We start from the raw sequence: 24,279 nt of genomic DNA on the forward strand, positions 1-24,279 counted from the left end.
GTGCTTCAAAGAAATTCCTCTAATGGCTGCGTTATATTTGGAAACAATAATACTGTATTCGATAAGGAGGGATTTGGATGGGACAAAATCGCCATTTTAAATCAGGACAAAAGGCGCCAAACAATGGGTTATATATTGAGGTAGGCGAAACAGGAGATAATGTTGTAAATCCCAAAAAGATTAAGCTAAAAGCAGGAGATGCATTCCCTGAAACGTCAAATGATAACCGCCATTGGACCTATCAGCGGAAACCATAAACAAACAAAAAGTCATCCAAAGAGGATGGCTTTTCTCTTGTGCAAAATTTGTAATTTATCAGGAATTGGATATAATATACTTAAAGGTCAAAAAAGGTCAAACGAGGTGGGAGTATGGACTTAAACCAAATGACAGAACGTTTGCAAACTGGATTACTCAATGCGCAAACAATTGCCGTAAAACATCATCATCAAGAGGTAGATGAACCTCATTTATTTATAGCGCTTATGAGTCAGGAAGATAGTCTGGCTGTTTCAATTATGGAAAGAATTGGCTTGCCATCACAGCTGGTTGTAGAGAAATTTCAGGAAGAGCTTGAAAAAAAACCTCATGTTACTGGGGGAGGGGCAGAACAAGGAAAACTTTTCATTACGGGATTGCTCCAAAGGCTTTTTGCAGAAGGTGATGAATTTGCTGCCAAGTTTTCAGATGAATATTTATCAGTAGAACATGTATTGCTCGCAGCTGCTTTTTCAAATGAAAGCTACTTCAAAAAAATCATAAAAGCAATGGGGAAGACACCGGAAGAAGTTATGCAGGCGATTAAAGAAATAAGGGGGAACCAAAGAGTGACTTCACAAAATCCTGAGGCAGGGTATGATGCCTTAAAGAAATATGGTAGAGACTTAGTGGAGGAAGTAAAGACAGGAAAAATGGACCCGGTAATTGGAAGAGATACAGAAATACGTAATGTTATTCGAATTTTATCAAGAAAAACGAAAAATAATCCGGTTTTAATTGGTGAGCCCGGAGTAGGAAAAACGGCCATAGTTGAAGGGTTGGCACAAAGGATTGTAAGAAAGGATGTTCCGGAAGGTCTGAAAGATAAAACGATTTTCTCATTGGATATGAGTGCTTTAATTGCCGGTGCAAAATTCAGAGGAGAATTTGAGGAAAGACTAAAAGCAGTCTTAAATGAAGTAAAAAAAAGTGAAGGACAAATTCTCTTGTTTATTGATGAAATTCATACCATTGTCGGCGCAGGTAAAACGGAAGGAGCAATGGATGCCGGGAATATGTTAAAACCAATGCTAGCACGTGGGGAACTGCATTGTATTGGTGCCACTACACTTGATGAACATCGAAAGTATATTGAAAAAGACCCTGCACTTGAAAGAAGATTTCAACAGGTTCTTGTTCAGGAGCCAGATGTGGAAGATACTATCTCGATATTAAGAGGGTTAAAAGAACGTTTTGAGGTTCATCATGGTGTGAAAATCCATGACCATGCACTTGTTGCAGCCGTAACTTTATCAGATCGCTATATAACGGACCGATACTTACCTGATAAGGCGATTGATTTGGTAGATGAGGCGTGTGCACTGATTCGAACTGAAATCGACTCGATGCCAACAGAACTGGATGAGGTCACACGCAGGGTCATGCAGTTAGAAATTGAAGAGGCTGCTTTAAGAAAGGAACAGGATGAAGCAAGTAAACAAAGACTGGAAATCCTTTTAAAAGAGCTAGCGGAACTTAAGGAACAGGCAGATGCCATGAAAGCAAAATGGCTTCTTGAAAAGCAAAGCATCCAAAAGCTTCAAGAGAAGCGGGAGCAAATTGAAAAACTTCGCCGTGAACTCCAGCAAGCAGAGGACCGTTATGATTTAAACAGAGCTGCAGAACTTCGCCATGGGCTTATTCCATCAGCCGAAAAGGAACTAAAGGAGTTGGAAACTGCAGCTGAAAAGAGTGATAAGCTTTTAAGGGAAGAGGTAACAGGGGAAGAGATTTCAAATATTGTATCGAGGTGGACTGGAATCCCGTTATCAAAGCTGGTAGAGGGAGAAAGGGAAAAGCTATTAAAGCTCGAATCTCTATTACATGAGCGAGTCATAGGTCAAGATGAGGCAGTACAATTGGTTTCAGATGCTGTACTTCGAGCTCGTGCAGGGATTAAAGATCCAAACCGTCCAATTGGCTCTTTCCTATTTTTAGGACCAACCGGTGTCGGGAAAACGGAATTAGCCAAAGCCTTAGCTGAGGCTCTATTTGATAGTGAGGAGCAAATCATTCGAATTGATATGTCGGAATATATGGAGAAGTTTTCTGTTTCAAGGCTAATTGGCGCACCTCCTGGATATGTGGGGTATGAAGAAGGCGGCCAGTTGACGGAAGCCGTTCGAAGAAGACCTTATTCCGTCATCTTGCTTGATGAAATTGAAAAAGCACATCCAGAGGTTTTTAATATCTTATTACAAGCTCTTGATGATGGGCGAATTACCGACTCGCAAGGACGGACTGTAGATTTTAAAAATACAGTCATGATTATGACATCCAATCTTGGATCACAGTATTTACTTGAAGGTAGTCAAAATGAGAGTGAAATAAGTGAAACTACTAGAGATAAAGTATTTAATCAATTAAGAACCCATTTTAGACCGGAGTTTTTGAATCGGATTGATGAAACCATTCTTTTTAAACCATTATCTTTAAGTGAAATCAAAACGATTGTAGTGAAAATGATGAATGAACTGGAGAATCGTTTAAAGGATCAACATATTGAAATTTTTGTAAGTGATGAGGCAAAAGAGTTTATCGCTGAAAATGGGTTTGATCCTGTTTTTGGAGCAAGACCATTAAGGCGGTATATCCAAAGGAGCATTGAGACAAAGCTGGCTAGAGCGATCATTGCGGGAAAAGTACGCGATCACTCGAAAGTAATTGTGGATTGTAATAATGGGGGAATAGACATATCCGTTCAATAAAGCGTAGAGTACGCAAAGAAAAAAGGTCATCCTGAGAAAAGGATGACCTTTTGCTACTGTTTAATGTTTTTGAGCAGGTTCGTTCGGAATCACTGCAGAAATAACATAAACTAAAATAGTTACAATTACTCCTAAGATTGCACCGAGTTGAAAATTAAAAGTAGCTCCAGTCATCGAGCTGACAACATATGTTAACATCTCAACTAATAAAAATGCCCAGAAAAAAGCCCAAAAATATCGCACAAAATTCACCTCTAAAAATTTTTCATCTCATTTAATATTACCATAGCATATTAAATTAATAAACGCTATTTTCGCTTTTTCCATTATGGGCTAAAAAATACGCTGAATACCTTGCTAATTGGGCAAACCCCCCTTTCAACTTATGTGAAGCAACATACAATATGGTGAGGTTTTATGTAAAAGGGGATATAACGATGGAGAACCGGAATTTTCAGTTGGATACCGAGTGGAATATCATCCATTACCCTGAAAGGCCTACAGGTTTCGGGATTTTAGTAATCGGTGATGAAAGGCATTTTGTGGATGAAAGCAAAAGCTTTTGGGTTCAGAATGAAGGAAAGCTTACGATTATCAACCAATTAAAAGAATCTGGGTACACCATTTTTTCCTCAAATCTGTATGGCCGAAATTGGGGCAGTGAAGAAGCGGTGGTACTAGCCGAAAGATTATATCAATATGTGATTCGCAATGAAATTTTGAATGACAAGATTCATATTTTAGCAGAAGGTATGGGAGCTCTTGTGGCAATAAAGTTAATGGAGAAAATGAAGGATCATCTCAGGTCAGTGGCTCTCCTAAATCCGATTCTTTCGTTAAAGCATCATCTTGAACAAGAGAAAGAACATAAATTTTTCTATAAAAAATTGATGAAAGAATTAGAGGCAGCTTATAAAAAGGATCATAAAATTCTTGAAGGTGAACTTCTCCAATCAAATGGTGTGATTAAACTTGACTTTGGTATACCTGTAAAAATCATTCATGTTATGTCTGGTGGAAAATCCTATCATCAATCAAAGCTTATCCAGCAAATTGTCAGCCAAACGGAAATTAGCCCAAGTTATGTTGTTCCTGAAAAAAAACAACAGCTGGGTAAAATGTTTATAAAGTTTTTCAAGCGATATGAAATATTCCTTTAATTCACCTCCTCCCTAAATGAAATAATTCCTTATTATCTGCATAGGATTCAATAAGGTAATTTTAGGGAGGAAGATTTTATGGACAAGACAGTTATTTTTAATGTATTCGATTTCGTAAGCTTTCATTTTTGCAAGGCATTGCTGAATAATGGGGTAGAAGTGAATGGGGTGGTTTTGGATAAGAGTCAAAAGGAACCCTATCTTGACGAGAAAAGACTGGAAGTTGGCAGAAATGCTAACTTTAATGAGGTTTCATTAACAGAATGGGCAGTACGAAATGACGAGCCTATCTCAAAAACGAATGTTATTATTTCTCTTTATGACCTCTATATGCTTCATAAAGAGAATCTTTTGGAAAATAAATCTGTAACAAAGCCCATTCTTCAATATGTGAATGAAAGGGAAGGAAAAGATTTAAATATAATACTTCTGCCGAGCCAATTGGCTGCAAGCTCTAAATTCTCAAATACGTTAAACACCTTTAATGACTTTCTTACGAAAATGAATATACCGGTGGACGAAACTCAATTCTTTTATTTACCTACTATTTACGGCCCTTGGCAGCCTGAAACCTTTCTCTTTCAAAGAAAAATTTTAACGAATCTGAATCGAAATGTTCAGGGTCAAGGGGGGCGGGAAGATCGGACGGACGCATTGTTCATTGATGATGCACTTGATGCTATGTTGGAAATCATCAAAAGCAAAAAGCCTGGCAGTTATTTCTTTGAAAGCGGTAAAAAGGATTATTGGAAATTGTGTGCAGAATATTTACAAATCGATGGGAAACCATTAGATTCAGAATTCAGTGGAAATATTGTGGGAAATCGAAAGATTGTCAGGGTGCCTATCAAAAGTGTTACAGCTATCGATGACTCCTTTTCAAAACAAATTGACCATATTCAACAGTTATATTCAAATATACTGTAAACCAAGGCAAATGATTATTGATTTACAGATAATGGGTACGGAGGAAATTTATCTTTTCATTTTATTTCATAGGGGTTAAAATGGTGTTGTAAAACGTGTTATGGGTCTGGCGCTGTAAGAAGGAGATGCATTTAATGCTAAACCGATTCGGGATCATTCTTTTATGCTTTTTTTTACTTTGTGCTTGTGGTGGAACAAAGTCCACCGGCAAATTACAGAAAGTTGGACTGTTAGTTCCCGAAACAGTCAATGATCAAGTATGGGGGACAAAAGGCTTTAAAGGGATGCTCCGAATTCAATCCAAGTTTAATACGGATGTTTATTATAAAGAAGGGATGAATTCAGAACCAGTTGTGAAACGAGCTGTTAAAGAATTTAGCCAAAAAGGGGTTAACTTAATTTTTGGACATGGTTCTGAATATGCTGAATACTTTAATGATATTTCCAAAGACTATCCCAAGATTCATTTTGTCAGCTTTAATGGTGATGCAAAAAACAAGAATACCACCAGCTTGAATTTTAAAGGGCATGCAATGGGTTTTTTTGGCGGGATGGTTGCTGCACATATGTCAAAAAGGCATAATGTAGGTATACTGGCAGCTTATGAATGGCAGCCTGAAGTAGAGGGCTTTTATCAGGGGGCTTTGGCTGAAAATAAAAATACAAATGTTGATATTGAATATGTCGGCAATTGGGATGACGAGAAAAAAGCGATCGAGTTGGTTGATCATATGATGAAAAAGGGAGTGGATGTTGTCTATCCGGCTGGAGATGGGTTTAATGTTCCAGTGATTGAAAATGTAAAGGAACACGGATTATATGTAATTGGGTATGTATCGGATCAATCGGATTTAGGCGAAAATACGGTACTAACTAGCACCATTCAACAAGTGGATAAATTATATGAATTAGTGGCAAAACAATACAATGAAAATCATTTGAAATCGGGTAATCTATCATTTGGCTTTAGAGATAATGTAATTACATTAGGTAAATACAGTCCACTCGTAAACAAAAATTTTAGACAAAAAATGAACAAGCAAATTGAAAAATATAAAAAAACAGGAAAATTACCAGAAGAAGGAGATACATATGATTAATCAGGATAAATCTTTACAATTTATGCAAATTGCGATGAAATACTTACCAGAAGCAAAAGACCAATTAGATAAGGCAGGAGTAGAATTATCAATGGATCTGATTCAACCTTTTATGAACCTATTTACGAAGGTAATGCATGAAGCCTATGAACTTGGATGGGAAGAAGCCAAGAAGGAATTGGAACACGAATAAAAATTAGCTGCCAAACAAAAGGCAGCTTATTTCTTTTTCCAGAATTGTTCAATAAAAGGATAAATATTTTGAAACAGTGGTTTTAAATTTCTGGCAGAGTCTACTAAGGTATCAAGATGGACGATTAATTCACCATAATCGATATAGTTTTGACTATAATTTGTTTCCGGTGGTTGAAGTTGTTCTTGTCTCCTTTGGCCAGGTCCAAACATGAATTGATCAAACATATTCCCATGATCCCTAACATCTTCCTGAAGGTTTTCATCCATTTGAAAAAACCCCCTTCAAAATTGTTTATAATCTAGAATATGTTTAAAAAAATAAAGGGTATGGACAATAGCGGATGATAAATGTGTAATTTCCAGTTGCTTAAATTGGGGTGTCTTTGATAAAATTAGTACCAAGTCATAATATTTGATATTAATTATTATTAAATAGGGTTTACCTTATAAAAGGAGATGGCTGTGATGAAAGCCGGTATTATTGGAATGGGCAGATATTTGCCTGAAAAAATTGTGACAAATGCTGATCTAGAAAAGGTGATGGATACTTCAGATGAATGGATTCGGACGCGGACTGGTATTGAAGAGCGCCGAATTGCCGACGATAATACAGATACATCAGATATGGCTTTTGCTGCAGCACAAAATGCAATTAAAAATGCAGGAATTACACCGATGGACATTGATTTGATTTTAGTTGCAACAGTAACTCCTGACCATCCGTTTCCGTCAGTTGCCTGCGTGCTACAGGAACGATTAGGAGCAAAAAAGGCAGCGGCAATGGATGTAAGCGCAGCTTGCGCCGGCTTTATGTATGGAATTATAACTGGGTCGCAGTTTATTGAAACAGGGGTTTATAATAATATTCTAGTTGTCGGGGTTGAAAAACTTTCGAAGATTACCGATTGGAATGATCGAAATACGGCTGTTCTATTTGGTGATGGTGCCGGTGCTGCAATTATAGCGCCTGTATCAGATAACCGGGGAATCCTAGCATTTGAACTGGGTGCTGACGGCACTGGTGCAAAACATCTTTATCAAGATGAATATATCATTATGAACGGACGAGAAGTATTTAAATTTGCTGTACGCCAAATGGGCGAAAGTTGCGTAAATGTGCTTAATAAGGCTGGTTTAACCAATGATGATGTGGATCTGCTTATTCCGCATCAAGCAAATATTCGCATCATGGAGGCTTCTAGACAGAGGTTAGAGCTTCCGGTTGAAAAAATGTCGAAAACAGTCCAGAAATATGGAAATACTTCATCAGCATCGATTCCGATTTCCATTGTTGAGGAATTAGAAGCCGGAAAAATTAAAGATGATGATGTGATTGTAATGGTAGGGTTCGGCGGTGGCTTGACATGGGGAGCCATTGCGATCCGTTGGGGAAGATAACCTATAAGCAATCGGGCTTAGATTGATATAGAAAAGATTAGAATAAGTAGGGAAGAATAGTTGGAAAAGGAGCTGTAATTCATGGAAAAGCGTAGGGTTGTGGTTACAGGGGTTGGAGCGGTTACCCCTCTTGGCTTGGATGCTGAAACCACATGGAAAAATATTATTGATGGAAAATCAGGTGTTGGTCCATTAACGAGAGTAAATGCAGATGAATACCCGGCAAAAGTTGCAGCACAAATCAATGATTTTAATCCGGAAGTCTTTATGGAAAGAAAAGATGCCAGAAAAATGGATCGTTTTACCCAATATGCGGTTGCTTCGGCTATAATGGCTGCTAAGGATGCAAATTTGACCATCAATGAGGAGAATTCCCATCGAGTGGGTGTTTGGATCGGTTCAGGAATTGGTGGAATGGAAACGTTTGAAGATCAGTACGAAATTTTTCAAAAAAGAGGCTATCGAAGAGTAAGTCCATTCTTTGTGCCGATGTTGATTCCAGATATGGCTACAGGCCAAGTTTCAATCACGCTTGGTGCGAGAGGATTTAATAACTGTTCTGTAACCGCCTGTGCAACGGGTACTAACTCAATTGGAGATGCCTTTAAAGTAATCCAGCGCGGCGATGCCGATGTTATGGTTTCTGGCGGTGCAGAGGCGCCAATCACGAAAATGTCTGTTGCCGGCTTCTGTGCCAATACTGCACTCTCTACAAATCCGGATCCTCAAACAGCAAGCAGACCTTTCGATAAAAATCGCGACGGTTTTGTTATTGGTGAAGGAGCAGGGATTGTTGTTCTTGAAGAATTAGAGCATGCCTTGGCCCGCGGTGCAAAAATCTATGCTGAAATTATTGGCTACGGTGCAACAGGGGATGCTTATCATATTACTGCTCCAGCTCCTGGCGGTGAAGGCGGAGCTCGGGCAATGAAAATGGCGATAAATGACAGTGGCCTTAAGCCTGAGGAAATTGATTACATTAATGCTCACGGAACGAGTACCGATTATAACGATAAATTTGAAACATTAGCGGTTAAAGAAGTGTTTGGCGACCATGCCTATAAACTGGCAATGAGTTCAACCAAATCGATGACAGGACATCTGCTTGGAGCGGCCGGAGGAGTGGAGGCAATCTTTTCTGTATTGGCGATAAGGGACAGTATTCTTCCGCCAACAATTAATTACGAAACTCCAGATCCGGAATGTGATTTGGATTATGTTGTCAATAAAGCACGTCAAAAAGAAGTAAAAGCTGTAATGAGCAACTCTCTTGGTTTTGGCGGCCACAATGCAACGATTGTTTTCAAAAAGTATGAATAAAAACGAAGAAAGGACTGGGCATATGCCTAGTCCTTTCTTATTTATATCGAACCTTTAACTTTCCCCATTCATAAAATGTTTTAGGGAGTTAGCTGGAAAATGGAGTGAGGGAATGGGAATTGTACGAACAAATCAATGGCTCGAAGAGGAGTTTGACCGCCCAACGAAGATTTGCGAGAAATTACTGCCCTATTTTAAGGGATACACTGCGAATGAAATTTACCATCAATTAATCAGCTTTGGAATGTATAAGCCCTCGAGGAGCTCAAAATATATTTTTGACATAATGATAAAAGAAAAAATGTGGAATCAAGTAGAGAAACTTTTTCAACATTACCAAAAAAAGTGGTCAGGTCCGGATATTCCGATTTTTCTCTTTCCAATTGCCCAATCAGGAGGGTTTTTCTTTCGGGTGGAGAAAAACAAATCAGGTGTTTCTTATCCAGATAAAATGTTCCTATTTCTATCGCCTTTGGATGACTCGAAGGAATTAGAAGCCCTTTTTGTACATGAATATCACCATGTCTGCAGGCTAAGTAAACTAAACAAGAAAATGAACCAATATACCCTATTGGATTCTATCATTATTGAAGGACTTGCTGAATATGCTGTATTAAAAAATTGTGGGAGAAATTACACAGCAAGCTGGTGTCACATGTATACCGAACAAGAAATAAAGGGTTTTTGGAAAAAGTATTTAAACGATCAGCTTGATCGTAAAAAAAATGAGAGAACACACGACCAGCTATTATATGGGGGAGGAAGGATTCCTAAACTGCTGGGATATGCTGCCGGTTACCAAATAGTGAAGGAATATTACGAAGGTCATCACTATTCTACAAAACAATCTTTTACGATCCCTTCCTCCAAATTCATAGAATAGAATAAGTGAAAGAGCCTGATAAATCAGGTTTTTTTATTTGAATATGAGAGAAAAATAACAATTTTCCCAAAAGTCTTGCAATTGAAATAATTCTGTAATAAAATTTTATTAACATACAAAATTAAACAGAATATGTTATTACTTGAAATTATGGTGATTTCAAGATAGGGATTTTTATAGAATGATATAGTTTAGGGGGTCTCAATTTTGGTCAATCATCCACTGTTAGAGGTACAGAACCTTCGAACCTCGTTTCGGATTGAAAACGATTATTTCGCTGCTGTAGATAATGTCTCATTGACAGTAAATCAAAATGAAGTATTAGCAATCGTGGGAGAATCGGGATGTGGAAAAAGCGCATTTGCTCTGTCCATCATGGGGTTACATCCAAAGGATAGAACGAAGCAAGAAGGGAATGTGAATTTTAAAGGAAAAAACCTGCTGCCCCTTCAAACTGCAGAAATGAATAAAATCCGGGGCAAAGAAATTGGAATGATCTTTCAAGATCCTCTGACAGCTCTTAATCCACTTATGACCTGCGGAAAACAAATAGAAGAAAGTATGACCTTTCACACAAATTTATCTGGACCAGAAAGACTAAGAAAAGTTATTGAGCTCTTGAAAAAGGTAGGAATCCCTAATCCAGAGCGAACCTACAAACAATATCCTCATGAATTATCCGGCGGAATGCGGCAGCGTGTCGTAATCGCCATTGCCATTGCATGTGACCCGCAGCTAGTGATAGCAGATGAACCGACCACCGCATTAGATGTTACAATACAAGCCCAAATAATGGATTTACTAAAGGAACTGCAAAAGCAGACGAAAGCTGGTATTATTCTCATCACCCATGACCTTGGAGTCGTTGCCGAAATGGCAGATCGCGTTGCAGTTATGTATGCAGGAGAAATTGTTGAAATTGCAAACGTGAATACATTATTTAGAAGGCCTTTACATCCCTACACAAGGTCACTATTTAATTCCATTCCATCCTCTACCACATTCAAAGGAAGATTACATGTTATTCAAGGTATTGTACCGTCCTTGAAAAATTTACCAAGAACTGGATGTCGGTTTAAAGACCGGATTGAGTGGGTTGATGTCCATGAACATGAAGAGAATCCGGTGTTACGAGAAGTTGAACCAAATCATTTTGTGCGATGCACTTGCTATAAAAACTTTCACTTTCCAGAAAAAAACATGGGAGACGTGAACTATGTCATTTCTTAGGGTCAATAATCTTAAAGTATATTATCCAATTCGTGGCGGTTTTTTCAAAAGAGTGGTTGGTCATGTAAAGGCAGTGGATGATATTAGCTTTGAACTAAAACAGGGAGAAACATATGGACTAGTGGGTGAATCAGGGTGCGGTAAAACTACAACCGGCAGAACCTTGATCGGACTCATAAAGGCCACTTCAGGTGAAATTCTTTTTGAAAATCAGGATTTAATGAGAATAAGCCGCCATGATTTTCATCAATATCGACAAGATATTCAAATGATTTTTCAAGACCCTTATTCCTCCTTAAATCCAAGAAAACGGGTGTTGGATATCGTTGCCGAACCGCTGAGAAATTTTGAAAAGCTTTCGCCAACAGAAGAGAGACAAAAGGTACAGTTTTACATAGAAAAAGTTGGATTAAATCCAGAATCTATCTACAAATATCCGCATGAGTTTTCCGGCGGGCAAAGACAGCGGATTGGGATTGCCCGGGCTTTAACATTAAAGCCAAAGTTAATCATTGCTGATGAACCTGTCTCGGCTCTCGATGTTTCAGTTCAGGCACAGGTCTTAAACTTTATGCAGGATATTCAGAAAGAGTTTAATTTGACCTATTTATTTATTAGCCATGATTTAGGGATTATTCAACACATGTGTGATCGGATTGGTATTATGTATCGCGGTCAATTCGTTGAGGAAGGAACAAGTAAAGATATATATACAAATCCGCAGCATATCTATACTAAGAGATTAATTTCAGCAATTCCAGAAATAAATCCGGAAAACAGAGAAAAGCAAATTAAGATTCGACAACAGATAAACAACGAATATAACGATTCCTATAATAAATATTTTAATGCTGAGGGTAAAGTTTATAATCTTAAATCTATTTCTGAAACCCATTCAGTTGCACTACCATAGGGAGGGGTTAATATAAATGTTGAAATTTATTTTACGCAGAATCCTAGTAATGATCCCTCAATTAATTATTTTAAGTATACTTATATTTTTGTTGGCGAAAGCAATGCCCGGTGATGCGTTAACAGGACAATTAGCTAGTAATCCTAAAATGGATGCCGTGACAATACATGAATTAAAACAGAAATTGGGGTTATTCGATCCCTTATATATTCAATATGGAAGATGGATTAAGGGATTACTTCACGGGGATTTAGGCTTGTCTGTCATCCATCAAACATCGGTAACCCACCTGCTCGCAGGTAAAATGGGAAATACAATCCTGTTAGGTTTTGCCATAATGGTTTTAAGTTATCTTATTTCCATTCCACTTGGAATTATCGGCGGCAGATGGACAGATTCTTTGGCGGATAAAATGATTGTTGGTTACAACTATCTAACATTCGCTACACCACTTTTCATTTTTGCGTTATTAGTATTATATATATTTGGTTTTGTGCTTGGATGGTTCCCTACGAGCGGAAGTGTTGATATTCGTGTGGAAGATGGGACATTTGCCTATTACATAAGCAAATTTAACCATCTCATTTTGCCGGCATTTTCAGGTGCGATTGTAAGTACAACTGTAACGATTCAATATTTACGTAATGAAATCATTGATACAAAAATAAAGGACTTTGTTAAAACGGCGAGAGCAAAAGGGGTTAGTGAATCAAAGGTTTATACGCGTCATATTTTTAGAAATTCACTTCTTCCTATTGCGGCTTTTCTAGGCTATGAAATTGTTTATTTAATAGGCGGTTCAGTCTTTCTGGAATCTATCTATGGATATCCAGGTATTGGACAATTGTTCCTCACCTCCATCATGCAGCGAGATTTTAGTGTCGTCACCGCACTTGTTATGATATCCGGTCTAGCCACCCTAGTTGGAACTTTAGTTTCAGATATCATTTTAAGTGCAGTTGATCCACGAATCCGAATTGAATAAAAGGGAGGGAGCCAATATGAAAGCTGAAATCGTAAATCCTAATCAGCCAAAGGCAATAAAAAAACCGAGGAATGGAGTTTTCTTCATTTTATGGCGGGAAATTGTGAAAGATAAACTAGCACTTGGTTCTCTAATCCTATTAGGGCTGATCGTGGTAGGTGTCTACGGTGCATCTCTTTTATTAGACCAAGAAAAAATTGTAACGGTAGATTTGTTATCTATTTATTCACCTCCGTCTTCAGAGCATTGGTTAGGGACCGATTATGGCGGAAGGGATATATTTGGCCAATTAATCATTGGGGCTAAAAACTCCTTTACAATTGGCTTATGCATTACACTATTAACAGGTTGTATCGGTCTTTGTGTCGGATTATGTGCAGGTTATTTCGGAGGCAAAGTCGATAATATCCTCATGCGTATTATTGACTTTTTTCTTATCCTTCCAACTTTAATGCTAGTAATTGTTTTTGTTTCCATATCGCCAGAATATAATGTTTTTACCTTTATCCTAATTATGAGTTTGTTTTTATGGACAGGTAAAGCTAGGTTAATAAGGTCAAAAACCCTTGCTGAAAGGGAACTTGATTATGTTAGTGCCTCAAAAACGCTTGGGACGCCTGATTGGAAAATTATTTTCCGGGAAGTTCTGCCTAATTTAAGTTCTATTATTATCGTAAATTTAACTCTAAATCTTGCAGGAAATATTGGAATTGAATCAGGGTTAACGTATTTAGGATTTGGATTACCGGAAAGTACTCCGAGTTTGGGAACTCTTGTTAGTTATGCAACCAATCCGGATGTTCTCGAAAATAAATGGTGGATTTGGTTACCTGCGTCATTACTTATTTTAGTTATGATGTTGAGTATAAATTATATCGGTCAAGCGTTAAAACGTGCAGCCGATGCAAGGCAAAGATTAGGATAAAAAAGGGGGAAAAGAAGGATGAAGAAAAAGCATTTTTTTAAGTTTTTTAGTTTACTGGTTGTCTTGGGTATGCTCCTGTCTGCATGCTCCAATTCGACCGGAGGCAAAGACAGTGGAAGTAAAAAGCCAACGTCATCAAGTGACAAACCGAAAGAAGATATTAGTACATTCCCTTCAGTCATTAAAAGCGACAAGCCAGTGGTGGAGGATGGGTCACTAACATATGCATTAGTGTACGATACTCCATTCGAAGGTACATTAAACTATGCCTATTATACTGGACAACCAGATGCCGAAGTCCTGCAATTCTTCGACATTCCACTATTCTCAACCAATGCAGACTATGAATTTACAAATGATGGTGCTGCTACCTATGAAATGTCCAATGACAATAAAACCATTACTGTAAAAATTAAGGACAATGTTAATTGGTCCGACGGAAAACCGGTAACATCCCAAGACTATGAATATTCATTCTTGGTAATTGGTAACAAGGATTACACAGGTGTGCGTTATGGTGATGCGATCATCCAAAGTATTGTTGGGATGAAAGAATACCACGCAGGCAAATCCAAAAATATTTCGGGGATCAAAATTATCGATGATAAAACCCTATCGATTACTTTTAAAGACGCAAATCCTTCCTTAATAACAGGTCTATGGCCATATGCGATGCCTAAGCATTATATTGGGGATATTCCAATAAAAGACCTCGCAAAGGCAGACAAAATCCATAAAACTCCAATTGGATTTGGTCCATACAAGATTAAAAAGATGGTTCCAGGTGAATCAGTAGAATTCGAGCGTAATGATGATTATTTTGGAGGAAAACCAAAATTAAAAACGATTATTGCAAAAGTTGTCAATCCAAAAGTTATTTTACAGTCACTTAAAAAAGGTGAAGTCGATGTTGCTGATTTCCCTGTCGATCAATACCCTGCAGCTAAGGGATCTAAGAACTTCCAATTTATCGGTCAAATCGATCTAGCTTATAACTACATCGGCTTTAAATTAGGCCACTGGGATGCTAAAAAAGGCATAAATGTTATGGATAACCCTAAATTCCAAGACAAACGCTTACGACAAGCGATGGCCTATGCTCTCGATCAGAAATCTGTGGGTGAGAAAATTTATAACGGTTTACGTTTCCCGGCTACATCCTTAATTCCGCCGTCCTTCCCAAGCTGGTATAACAAAGATGCAAATGCCATTGGATATGATCCGGAAAAAGCAAAACAACTATTAGATGAAGCAGGCTATAAAGATACTGATAATGACGGTCTTCGTGAAGATCCAAACGGTAAGAAATTCCACATTAATTTCTTATCGATGAGTGGCGGTGACACAGCTGAACCACTTGCAAAATTCTATATGCAAAGCTGGAAAAATGTTGGGCTAGATGTTTCCCTTGTAGATGGCCGCTTGGCAGAATTTAACTCTTTCTACAAAATGGTTGAAGAAGATAACAAGAAAGTTGACATTTATGCTGGTGCATGGGGAACAGGGACAGACGTTGACCCATATGGTTTATACGGTAAAGATGTTCCGTTTAACTACTCTCGCTTTGTAAGTGAGAAAAACGATCAATTATTAGCAGACGGTCATTCCGTAAAAGCATTTGACCATGACTATCGTAAAAAAGTTTACGATGAGTGGCAAGCATTTATGAATGATGAAATGCCTGTTATTCCAACACTATTCCGTTCTACGATTTCAGGAGTTAACAATCGTGTAACATCATTAACTGCCAATTATACAGCTGACCCATATGTTTGGGCTAAAGTTGGTGTTACAAGCGAAACCCCTGAAGTAGAATAATAAAGTTAAAAGAGGTAGTCACTTTTGGTGATTATCTCTTTTTTTGTATTGAAATGATGGTATCACCAGCTGCTTAAAGATTCTTTAATATTAGTAATAAAAGTTAATTATGGAGCAAAACATATATAAAGGAATAATTTAACTAAGGTCTGCCCATACTGATTGACAAACAGTTTCTTGAAGTGAGGGGTTGTACAATGTTGTATCTTCATGATGTTTGGGTGAATTGGTTTGAAGGTGAAGAAAACGGGTATAATGTATGCCACTTTCATGAATGGCGCAAGGATGATGGAGTCGAACTTTTGGATCAAGTTCCACTCTTAAAGATTGAACCGATTTTATTTAACTATATTGAGAATGATTTAGCGGAATTACCTCAACAACTCCTAGATGATATTTATCAAAAAGCATATTTACGAAAAAACCATGAGCGAATTCAGCTTGATTATTGTTTTGTTGTAACGGATGGGGTAGGTATTTTAGCAATTGATACAATTGGCTATACCATTCCAATCCGAAAAAGCAGGTTAATTCCAAGGCAAGAACAGCTTGTATATGAGATGATTGAAACGCATGAGGCAAATGTTTATCACTTTTATCAGCCTAGCGAAATGAAAAATCATCATATTTTATCGCCTGAGCCAGAATTAATGCGTGGCCTAACAAGAAAGGAACGCCAATTAAAGCAGTTATTATTTATGGCCCTTGATCAATTACACTCTTCAAATAATGAAGCAGAAGTTCGTTATTGGTATACCGAATGGTGTCCGGAACGATACGCCGCCATCCAGGAAATGAATGTTGAGGATGTATGGGAGCAATTATTTGAGGAAACAAAATACGGATGGGGCAAGAGGCATGTAACATTTTGTGAGAATATAATTAAAGGGCAGCCATTCTTTGAAAAGTTATGGGAAATGGAGCATGGTCCAAAGGTAAATTAAAAGCCTGACCCAAAAGGTAGTCACTACCTTTATGGGTCAGGCTTTTATTCTTTTGGTTCTACCTTTTCTGACCTCTTCCAAGGCCCATTGCATTTTCCATCCTTTTGAGTGTTTCCGAGGCAATTTTATTCGCTTTTTCTGCACCACGGTCTAAGATATCATCAAGTTCCTTTGATTCAATGAGTTGATTGTATCTTTCTTGAATCGGTTTAATAACATTGATTACTACCTGAGCTAAATCTCCTTTAAATTCACCGTACCCTTTGCCACTATACATTTCTTCAATTTCAGAAATCGATTTACCGTCTAGAATTGAGTAAATAGACAATAAATTAGATATTCCTGGTTTGTTTTCTTTATCAAATTTAACTATGCCTTCAGAATCTGTTACAGCGCTTTTAATTTTTTTCTCAATTTGCTTCAGGTCATCCAGAGGGGTGATAAAAGCTTTCTTATTTGGATCGGATTTACTCATTTTTTTTGTAGGTTCTTGAAGTGACATAATTCTCGCTCCGACTTTCGGAAGACTTATATCAGGAATAGTAAGAACCTCCCCGTATTTCTTATTAAATCTCTCTGAAAGATCACGGGTTAATTCCAGATGTTGTTTTTGATCCTCACCGACTGGGACAAGGTCTGTGTTATACAATAAAATGTCAGCAGCCATAAGTGGCGGATAGGTCAATAAACTTGCAGATACGGCTTCTTTTCCAGCAGACTTATCTTTAAATTGTGTCATTCTTTCCAATTCACCAATATAGGAAATACATTGCATCAACCACCCGGCTTGAGCATGCGCAGGAACTTCTGATTGAATAAAGAGTGTTGCTTTTTCTGGATCGATACCGACTGCGATGTACAGCGCAGCAAGACTTCTTATATTTTTTCTTAAAACTTGCGGGTCTTGAGGGACGGTTATGGCATGCTGATCAACGATACAAAAGAAGCAATTATATTCATTTTGCAGTTCTACAAATTGTTTCATTGCTCCAATATAGTTGCCAAGTGTAATGGTTCCGCTTGGTTGAATGCCAGAAAAAATGGTTTTCATGGTATTTTTTCCTCCTGCTAATAAGCATTTAAATAAAAAAACCATTCGTCACCTAATCCATATAGGGAAGAATGGTTCAACGCTTTTAGTGACTATTTATAATCATATTATAATGAAATGAATAATCGTAATCAAGTCCGTTAAACATAATAGAAGCCAAGGGCGATTAACATTAGAAAGCCAGTAATGATTCCATGGAAAACGAAAGGCTTTTGATTGATTGTCACCATTTCAGAAAGAGAGGGAATTTCGGCTAGACTTCTTTTTTCCTTTCCTCTTGTTGCAGCAAAGTTAAATGACTTAGCTATCGCGTCAAAAAAACCAGTTTTAACAGTAAATAATAACAAAGAAAAAAGAAGTAAGGCGAATGAAATGTAAAAAGATATATTGATATAGCTTAACAAAGAAATCTTTTGGTAAAAAATGAGTGATAGGAAAATAATTAGCAACTGAAAAACTGCTGAAATTATCAGAGTATTTTTAAAACGAAAGTTCATTTCTTATCCTCCAAAACCTTGATTTATAAGGAAAAGTATTTTAAATATTATACAAAAAATCAGTACGAGAGTAAATGATAACATAGGTTCCAGTAACCCAAATGTTTAAAATGTTATGAAAATGTAAATTAATTTTCAAAAAGTAATGTACAATTAGTTGAAAAAATGTATAATAGGGAATGTAGTAATTTTTCAGAATAATAGAAAAGGGAGGTCTACTAGTGAAGAAATCAAAACTTTCACTACTTTTAGTTTTATCACTAGTTCTTAGCATGTTCTTGGCAGCTTGTTCTGGTGGGAAAGACACTGGAAAAGAAAAGGACAATGGTGGTACTTCTAATGGTAAAACACCTGATCAAGTATTAAATGTTTTAGAGTCAGCAGAAGTTCCAACAATGGATAGTGTTATGGCTCAAGACGTTATGAGTTTCACCATGTTAAATGCAACAAACGAAGGATTATATCGTTTAGATCCAGACCAAAAGGTAATCGAGGGTGTTGCAGACGGTAAACCTGTTGCGAATGCTGATGGAACCGTTTACACGATTAAGTTGAAAAAGGATCAAAAATGGTCAAACGGTGATCCTGTAACTGCTAATGACTTCGTTTTTGCATGGAGACGTGCAATTGATCCTAAAACTGCTTCTCCATATGGTCCATATTTCATGGAAGGCAAGATCAAAAATGCTAGCGATATCGTAGCTAAGAAAAAACCAGTAACTGATTTAGGAATTAAAGCAGTGGATGACTATACTCTAGAAATCTCTTTAGAGCAGCCAATTCCTTTCTTTGAGTCATATATTACGTTCCAATTATTCTATCCGCAAAATGAAAAGTATGTTAAGTCCCAAGGTAAAGATTATGCGAAGGATGCTTCCCACATTCTTTATAATGGTCCATTCAAAATGACTAAATGGGATGGCCCACAGGCAACTGAATGGGTACTAGAGAAAAACGATACTTATTGGGATGCAAATACAGTTTCTTTAAAGAAAATCAACTTTAACGTACAAAAAGACGGGCAGGCATCTGCAAATGCTTTTGAAGCTGGCGAAGCAGACATTACACCAAAACTTGCACAACCAGCAATCATTCAACAATATGAAGGTTCAAAAAATCTTCTTCGTTACACTGAACCATCCATTTTCTGGTTGAAATTTAATGAGAAAAACCCAGCATTAGCAAATGCTAATATCCGTAAAGCTATTGCTTTAGCAATTGACAAAAAAGCTTTAACTGATGATGTTTTAGCGAATGGTTCAATCCCTGCTAACTTTATCGTTGCGAAAGATTTCGCGTTCAATAATGGTAAAGACTTCCGTGCGGATACTGGCGAATATTTAAAATCAGATAAAGCAAAAGCAAAAGAATTATGGACAAAAGGTTTATCTGAAATCGGTAAGAAGGAAGTAACATTCAATTATGTTGGTCAAGATACTGCAGCTGCAAAGGATACAGATGCATTTATCAAAGACCAATTAGAGAAAACTTTACCAGGAATCAAAGTTGAACTTCACAACATTCCATTTGCTACAAAACTTGATAGAGAAGATAAACAACAATATGATATTCTTTTCAGTGGTTGGGGTCCTGACTATGCTGACCCAATGACTTACATGGATTTATGGCCATCAACTAGCGGCCAACAGCATATGAGCTACAAAAATCCAAAAGTTGATCAGTTAGTCAAAGATGCAGCAACTACTTTAGCTACTAAACCTGATGAGCGTTGGAAAGCATTACAAGAAGCTGAAAAAATTGTATTAGAAGATGATGCTGCTCTAGCACCTCTATATCAACGTTCTGCTAACTTGTTAGTTGCTGATAAAGTTAAAGGTTTAGCACACCATGGATTTGGTCCTGACTATAGCTATCAATGGATTAAAATTGTTAAGTAGTAATTGGTAAGTAAACTTATATAAAAGAGAGTATATTAAGGTATACTCTCTTTTTACCTGTATAAGAATTGTCGAAAAATGATGAATCTTTAATCAAATAGGAGGTGGAGGCATGGCGAAGTACATTTTACAACGGGTAATTTACATGATTCTTACATTGTTTATCGTTGTCTCAGTTACATTCTTCTTAATGAAGTTAGTTCCTGGTACTCCGTTTAGTAATGCTGGAAAACTCACACACGAACAATTAGCAATTATGCAAGAGAAATACCACTTAACTGACCCAGTACCTGTTCAATATGCTAATTACTTAAAGAACATGGTCCAAGGTGATTTAGGAATCTCCTTTCAATTTAACAATACCCCTGTTACCAAACTTCTAGCAATTCGTATCGGACCTTCAGCAACATTAGGTTTAGAGGCAATGGTATTTGGCTCTATTTTTGGGATTTTATTAGGAGTTATTGCCGCGTTAAAACAAAATACTTGGGTGGACTATAGTGCGACCTTTATTGCAGTTGCAGGGAAATCCATACCAAGCTTTATATTTGCCGGACTACTTCAGTATTATGTTGCGGTAAAATTAGAATGGTTTCCAGTAATGTTTTGGCGGGGACCAGAGTATACCATTCTTCCAACCATTGCCTTGGCAATGTTTCCAATTTCGATTGCTGCCCGTTTCATGCGTACGGAGCTAATTGATGTATTAGGATCGGATTACATTACTCTAGCGAAGGCGAAGGGAGCAAGCTATTTTCAAATTAGCGTAAAGCACGCATTAAGAAATGCTTTAATCCCTGTTATCACTGTTTTAGGACCTTTGGCAGTTAGCTTAATGACAGGTTCACTTGTCATTGAGGAGATTTTTGCTATCCCAGGTCTAGGAGAACAATTTGTTAAGGCCATTACCGTAAATGATTATCCGGTTATTATGGGAACAACTATTCTTTTTGCAGCTGCATTCGTAGTGATTATTTTAGTGGTGGATATTCTATATGGAATTATTGACCCACGAATTCGAATTTCAGGGGGGCGATCTAAATGATAACCAATCATGAAAAAATTTCACAAGAGTTATTTGAGCCCGCCCATGTGGATGTATCTAAAAGCGAGAAAATTGCAAAGCCAAGTTTGACTTTTTGGCAGGATTCATGGTTAAGGGTCCGAAAAAATAAAGGTGCAGTAATTAGTTTAATTGTGACTGTATTATTGATTATCATGGCATTTGTTGGGCCATTAATCACACCGTATGCTTATGATTTCCAAAATACTAAACATGCTAATTTACCACCAAGGATTCAAGGTTTAGAAAATATTCACTGGCTTCCATTTGATGGTACATTGAAAAATAGACAGGGCGTAGAATTACATCCTTATGAAACAAGAAATGTTAAAGAATATTATTGGTTTGGTACGGATGGATTAGGACGAGATTTGTTTGCTAGGGTTTGGAAGGGCACCCAAATTTCTTTATTAATTGCTTTTTTTGCAGCTTTAATTGATATGCTAATCGGGGTTACCTATGGGGCGATTTCGGGTTACATCGGTGGAAAAACGGATAGTATTATGCAACGTATCGTCGAAATCATTATGGGAATTCCAAACCTTATCGTCGTTGTCCTGATGATTCTCGTTTTAAAAGCAGGGATTATCCCGATTATCTTAGCCTTAAGTATCACCGGTTGGGTAAGTATGTCGCGTGTTGTACGTGCGCAGGTTCTAAAATATAAAAATATGGAGTACGTATTGGCAGCGAAAACATTAGGGGCATCAGATTCCACTATTGTCTTTAAACATATGATTCCAAATATGTTTGGTGTCATCATCATCAATACAATGTTTTCAATTCCGAATGCGATTTTCTTTGAAGCATTTTTAAGCTTCATCGGATTAGGTTTGCAGGACCCTCACGCTTCATTAGGTACATTGATCAATGATGGATTTAGGGGAATGATAGCGTTTCCATATCAGATGATTATTCCAGCTATTATGATCTCCCTTATTATGATAGCATTTAACTTAATTGCAGACGGTCTTAGAGATGCTTTAGATCCAAAAATGCGTGATTAGAAGGCAGGTGAATGGTAGTGGAGAAAGTTTTAGAGGTAAAAGATTTAAATATATCCTTCCACACCTTTGCAGGGGAAGTTCAAGCAATACGAGGTGTGAGCTTTGATTTATATAAGGGAGAAACGCTGGCAATTGTTGGAGAATCAGGTTCCGGAAAATCTGTTACAACAAAATCAATTATGCGTCTCCTTCCTGAACATAATTCAGAAATTAAAAAAGGTGAGATCCTCTTTGGTGGTAAGGACTTAACCAAACTTAAAGATAAAGAGATGCAAAAAATCAGGGGTCATGATATATCCATGATCTTTCAAGATCCAATGACTTCATTAAATCCAACAATGAAAATTGGCAATCAAATTATGGAGCCTCTGATTAAGCATCAAAATATGAGCAGACATGATGCAAGAGCGAGAGCCATTGATTTACTAAAGCTAGTTGGTATTCCTAAGCCGGAAATCCGTATCAATCAATATCCTCACCAATTTTCCGGTGGGATGAGACAAAGGGTCGTAATTGCGATTGCCTTAGCATGTAATCCAAAAGTTTTAATTGCAGATGAACCAACAACCGCCTTGGATGTGACCATTCAGGCACAAATATTAGAATTGATGAAGGATTTGCAAAAGAAAATTGATACTTCGATTATTTTTATTACACATGACCTCGGCGTTGTCGCAAATGTAGCGGATCGAGTTGCGGTAATGTATGGTGGGAAGATTGTCGAAATTGGTACAGCAGATGAGATTTTCTATAATCCCAAACATCCTTATACATGGGGATTAATCAGTTCAATGCCGGATATGGATACGGATGATGAAGAATTGTATTCGATACCGGGAACACCACCTGATTTATTAGAACCGCCTAAAGGGGATGCATTTGCACCGCGTAATCCTTATGCGATGAAAATCGATTTAGAGCAAGAGCCACCATTCTTTAAGGTGTCTGACACTCATTATGCAGCAACTTGGCTATTACATCCGGATGCTCCTAAAGTTGAACCACCGGAAGCTGTAAAAAGACGTCAGCGTCAATTCCCTGAAATGAAGGAGGGAAAGTAAATGGCTCAAAATGAAAAATTACTCGAGATTAAAAATTTAAAACAATATTTTAATGTTGGAAAAGCAAATGAAGTTCGTGCCGTCGATAATGTTTCCTTTGATATTTATAAAGGGGAAGTATTAGGGTTAGTTGGGGAGTCTGGCTGTGGGAAATCTACAACCGGCCGGACCATTATCCGATTATATAATGCTACCGGCGGGGAAGTATTGTATGATGGTGAAAATGTCCATGGGAAAAAGTCAAAAAGTGAATTAAAAGCTTTTAACCGTAAAATGCAAATGATTTTTCAAGACCCACATGCATCATTAAATCCAAGACTAAAAGTTGCCGATATTATTGCCGAAGGAATTGACATTCATGGTCTTGCTAAATCAAAACAAGAGCGTATGGAACGTGTGTATCAGCTATTAGAAACAGTTGGGTTAAATAGAGAACATGCAAATAGATATCCTCATGAATTTAGCGGCGGTCAGCGTCAACGGATTGGAATAGCTCGTGCACTAGCGGTCGAGCCGGAATTCATTATTGCCGACGAACCAATTTCTGCCCTGGATGTATCCATTCAAGCACAGGTTGTAAATCTAATGAAGAAACTGCAACATGAAAAGGGCTTAACTTACCTTTTCATCGCGCATGATCTCTCCATGGTAAAATACATCAGTGATCGAATTGGAGTTATGTATTTTGGTAAAATGGTTGAGCTTGCTCCAGCTGATGAATTGTATAAAAACCCACTTCATCCTTATACTCAATCACTGTTATCAGCAATTCCGGCACCAGACCCAATTAGTGAGCGGATGAGAAAACGGAGATCCTATGATCCGGCAAGCCATCATTATAATGAAAATGATAAGATTGAATTCCGTGAAGTAACTCCAGGACATTTTGTCCTTTGCTCAGAAAAAGAGTTTGCTCAATTTAAAACTTCAAAATAACC

General features: G+C 37.5%; 24 protein-coding genes. 20 read left to right on the forward strand and 4 right to left on the reverse strand.

What is annotated here, in order from left to right:
- Positions 1-77 precede the first annotated feature (77 nt).
- Together M028_RS0114655 and clpB are read left to right on the forward strand one after the other, a co-directional pair.
- Positions 78-257 (forward strand): YjzC family protein, encoded by a 180-nt coding sequence (locus M028_RS0114655; RefSeq protein WP_026574515.1) that lies wholly within the window; start codon positions 78-80, stop codon positions 255-257.
- A gap of 114 nt (positions 258-371) precedes the next feature.
- Positions 372-2,966 (forward strand): ATP-dependent chaperone ClpB, encoded by a 2,595-nt coding sequence (gene clpB / locus M028_RS0114660; RefSeq protein ID WP_026574516.1) that lies wholly within the window; start codon positions 372-374, stop codon positions 2,964-2,966.
- A gap of 60 nt (positions 2,967-3,026) precedes the next feature.
- Here the strand turns inward: clpB and M028_RS0114665 are convergent, their stop codons facing one another.
- Positions 3,027-3,209 (reverse strand): YjzD family protein, encoded by a 183-nt coding sequence (locus tag M028_RS0114665; protein WP_026574517.1) that lies wholly within the window; start codon positions 3,207-3,209, stop codon positions 3,027-3,029.
- Positions 3,210-3,403: 194 nt separating this feature from the next.
- Between M028_RS0114665 and M028_RS0114670 the strand changes: the two genes are divergently transcribed.
- From M028_RS0114670 to M028_RS0114685, 4 genes are all read left to right on the forward strand, one after another.
- Positions 3,404-4,126 carry a hypothetical protein gene (locus M028_RS0114670; protein ID WP_026574518.1) on the forward strand — a complete coding sequence of 241 codons (723 nt, stop codon included), beginning with the start codon at positions 3,404-3,406 and terminating at the stop codon, positions 4,124-4,126.
- A 78-nt stretch (positions 4,127-4,204) separates the two neighbouring features.
- On the forward strand, positions 4,205-5,053 hold the full coding sequence (locus M028_RS0114675; protein WP_026574519.1) for a hypothetical protein: 849 nt from the start codon (positions 4,205-4,207) through the stop codon (positions 5,051-5,053).
- A gap of 134 nt (positions 5,054-5,187) precedes the next feature.
- A complete protein-coding gene (locus M028_RS0114680) occupies positions 5,188-6,153 on the forward strand; it encodes a BMP family ABC transporter substrate-binding protein (protein ID WP_026574520.1) in 966 nt (321 codons plus the stop codon).
- Entirely contained in the window at positions 6,149-6,346 is a 198-nt protein-coding gene (locus M028_RS0114685; RefSeq protein ID WP_197031442.1) for a ComZ family protein, read from the forward strand. The genes M028_RS0114680 and M028_RS0114685 overlap by 5 nt, the downstream gene beginning before the upstream one ends.
- Positions 6,347-6,372: 26 nt before the next feature.
- Here M028_RS0114685 and M028_RS30125 read toward each other — a convergent pair whose 3' ends face one another.
- Positions 6,373-6,615: a hypothetical protein gene (locus tag M028_RS30125; protein ID WP_051591055.1), complete on the reverse strand. Its 243-nt coding sequence runs from the start codon at positions 6,613-6,615 to the stop codon at positions 6,373-6,375.
- A 198-nt stretch (positions 6,616-6,813) separates the two neighbouring features.
- On the opposite strand from M028_RS30125, the gene M028_RS0114695 reads away from it, so the two are divergent.
- From M028_RS0114695 to M028_RS0114735, 9 genes are all read left to right on the forward strand, one after another.
- A complete protein-coding gene (locus M028_RS0114695) occupies positions 6,814-7,746 on the forward strand; it encodes a beta-ketoacyl-ACP synthase III (protein ID WP_026574522.1) in 933 nt (310 codons plus the stop codon).
- 81 nt (positions 7,747-7,827) lie between these two features.
- Positions 7,828-9,066 (forward strand): beta-ketoacyl-ACP synthase II, encoded by a 1,239-nt coding sequence (fabF, locus tag M028_RS0114700; RefSeq protein WP_026574523.1) that lies wholly within the window; start codon positions 7,828-7,830, stop codon positions 9,064-9,066.
- Positions 9,067-9,178: 112 nt separating this feature from the next.
- Entirely contained in the window at positions 9,179-9,949 is a 771-nt protein-coding gene (locus M028_RS0114705) for a DUF2268 domain-containing protein (protein WP_026574524.1), read from the forward strand.
- A gap of 207 nt (positions 9,950-10,156) precedes the next feature.
- Positions 10,157-11,179, forward strand: a complete 1,023-nt coding sequence (locus M028_RS0114710) for an ABC transporter ATP-binding protein (protein ID WP_026574525.1) — start codon at positions 10,157-10,159, stop codon at positions 11,177-11,179.
- The gene (locus M028_RS0114715; protein ID WP_026574526.1) at positions 11,166-12,092 is read left to right on the forward strand and encodes an ABC transporter ATP-binding protein; all 927 of its coding nucleotides are present in this window, start codon (positions 11,166-11,168) and stop codon (positions 12,090-12,092) included. Before M028_RS0114710 ends, M028_RS0114715 begins: the two co-directional genes overlap by 14 nt.
- 16 nt (positions 12,093-12,108) lie before the next feature.
- Positions 12,109-13,077 (forward strand): oligopeptide ABC transporter permease, encoded by a 969-nt coding sequence (gene opp4B / locus M028_RS0114720; protein ID WP_026574527.1) that lies wholly within the window; start codon positions 12,109-12,111, stop codon positions 13,075-13,077.
- A gap of 16 nt (positions 13,078-13,093) precedes the next feature.
- On the forward strand, positions 13,094-14,002 hold the full coding sequence (locus tag M028_RS0114725; protein ID WP_035424159.1) for an ABC transporter permease: 909 nt from the start codon (positions 13,094-13,096) through the stop codon (positions 14,000-14,002).
- Positions 14,003-14,020: 18 nt separating this feature from the next.
- Positions 14,021-15,820, forward strand: coding sequence for an oligopeptide ABC transporter substrate-binding protein (opp4A, locus tag M028_RS0114730; protein ID WP_026574529.1), 1,800 nt, complete (start codon positions 14,021-14,023; stop codon positions 15,818-15,820).
- 197 nt (positions 15,821-16,017) lie between these two features.
- Positions 16,018-16,764: a YjbA family protein gene (locus M028_RS0114735; protein ID WP_026574530.1), complete on the forward strand. Its 747-nt coding sequence runs from the start codon at positions 16,018-16,020 to the stop codon at positions 16,762-16,764.
- Between the two features lie 58 nt (positions 16,765-16,822).
- Here M028_RS0114735 and trpS read toward each other — a convergent pair whose 3' ends face one another.
- Both trpS and M028_RS0114745 read right to left on the reverse strand, forming a co-directional pair.
- Positions 16,823-17,815, reverse strand: coding sequence for a tryptophan--tRNA ligase (gene trpS, locus M028_RS0114740; protein ID WP_026574531.1), 993 nt, complete (start codon positions 17,813-17,815; stop codon positions 16,823-16,825).
- 140 nt (positions 17,816-17,955) lie between these two features.
- On the reverse strand, positions 17,956-18,312 hold the full coding sequence (locus M028_RS0114745) for a DUF3899 domain-containing protein (protein ID WP_051591056.1): 357 nt from the start codon (positions 18,310-18,312) through the stop codon (positions 17,956-17,958).
- Positions 18,313-18,533: 221 nt separating this feature from the next.
- Here M028_RS0114745 and M028_RS0114750 point away from each other — a divergent pair, with 221 nt between their 5' ends.
- From M028_RS0114750 to M028_RS0114770, 5 genes are all read left to right on the forward strand, one after another.
- Complete coding sequence (locus tag M028_RS0114750; protein ID WP_026574533.1) at positions 18,534-20,210, forward strand: peptide ABC transporter substrate-binding protein; 1,677 nt, start codon at positions 18,534-18,536, stop codon at positions 20,208-20,210.
- A gap of 112 nt (positions 20,211-20,322) precedes the next feature.
- On the forward strand, positions 20,323-21,255 hold the full coding sequence (opp3b, locus tag M028_RS0114755; RefSeq protein WP_026574534.1) for an oligopeptide ABC transporter permease: 933 nt from the start codon (positions 20,323-20,325) through the stop codon (positions 21,253-21,255).
- The gene (opp3C, locus tag M028_RS0114760; protein ID WP_026574535.1) at positions 21,252-22,280 is read left to right on the forward strand and encodes an oligopeptide ABC transporter permease; all 1,029 of its coding nucleotides are present in this window, start codon (positions 21,252-21,254) and stop codon (positions 22,278-22,280) included. The genes opp3b and opp3C overlap by 4 nt, the downstream gene beginning before the upstream one ends.
- Positions 22,281-22,297: 17 nt before the next feature.
- Positions 22,298-23,341 (forward strand): ABC transporter ATP-binding protein, encoded by a 1,044-nt coding sequence (locus M028_RS0114765; RefSeq protein ID WP_026574536.1) that lies wholly within the window; start codon positions 22,298-22,300, stop codon positions 23,339-23,341.
- A complete protein-coding gene (locus M028_RS0114770; RefSeq protein WP_026574537.1) occupies positions 23,342-24,277 on the forward strand; it encodes an ABC transporter ATP-binding protein in 936 nt (311 codons plus the stop codon). It abuts the gene before it with no gap.
- Positions 24,278-24,279: the final 2 nt, after the last annotated feature.

Source organism: Bacillus sp. UNC438CL73TsuS30 (assembly GCF_000482325.1).
GTDB lineage: Bacteria > Bacillota > Bacilli > Bacillales > Cytobacillaceae > Neobacillus.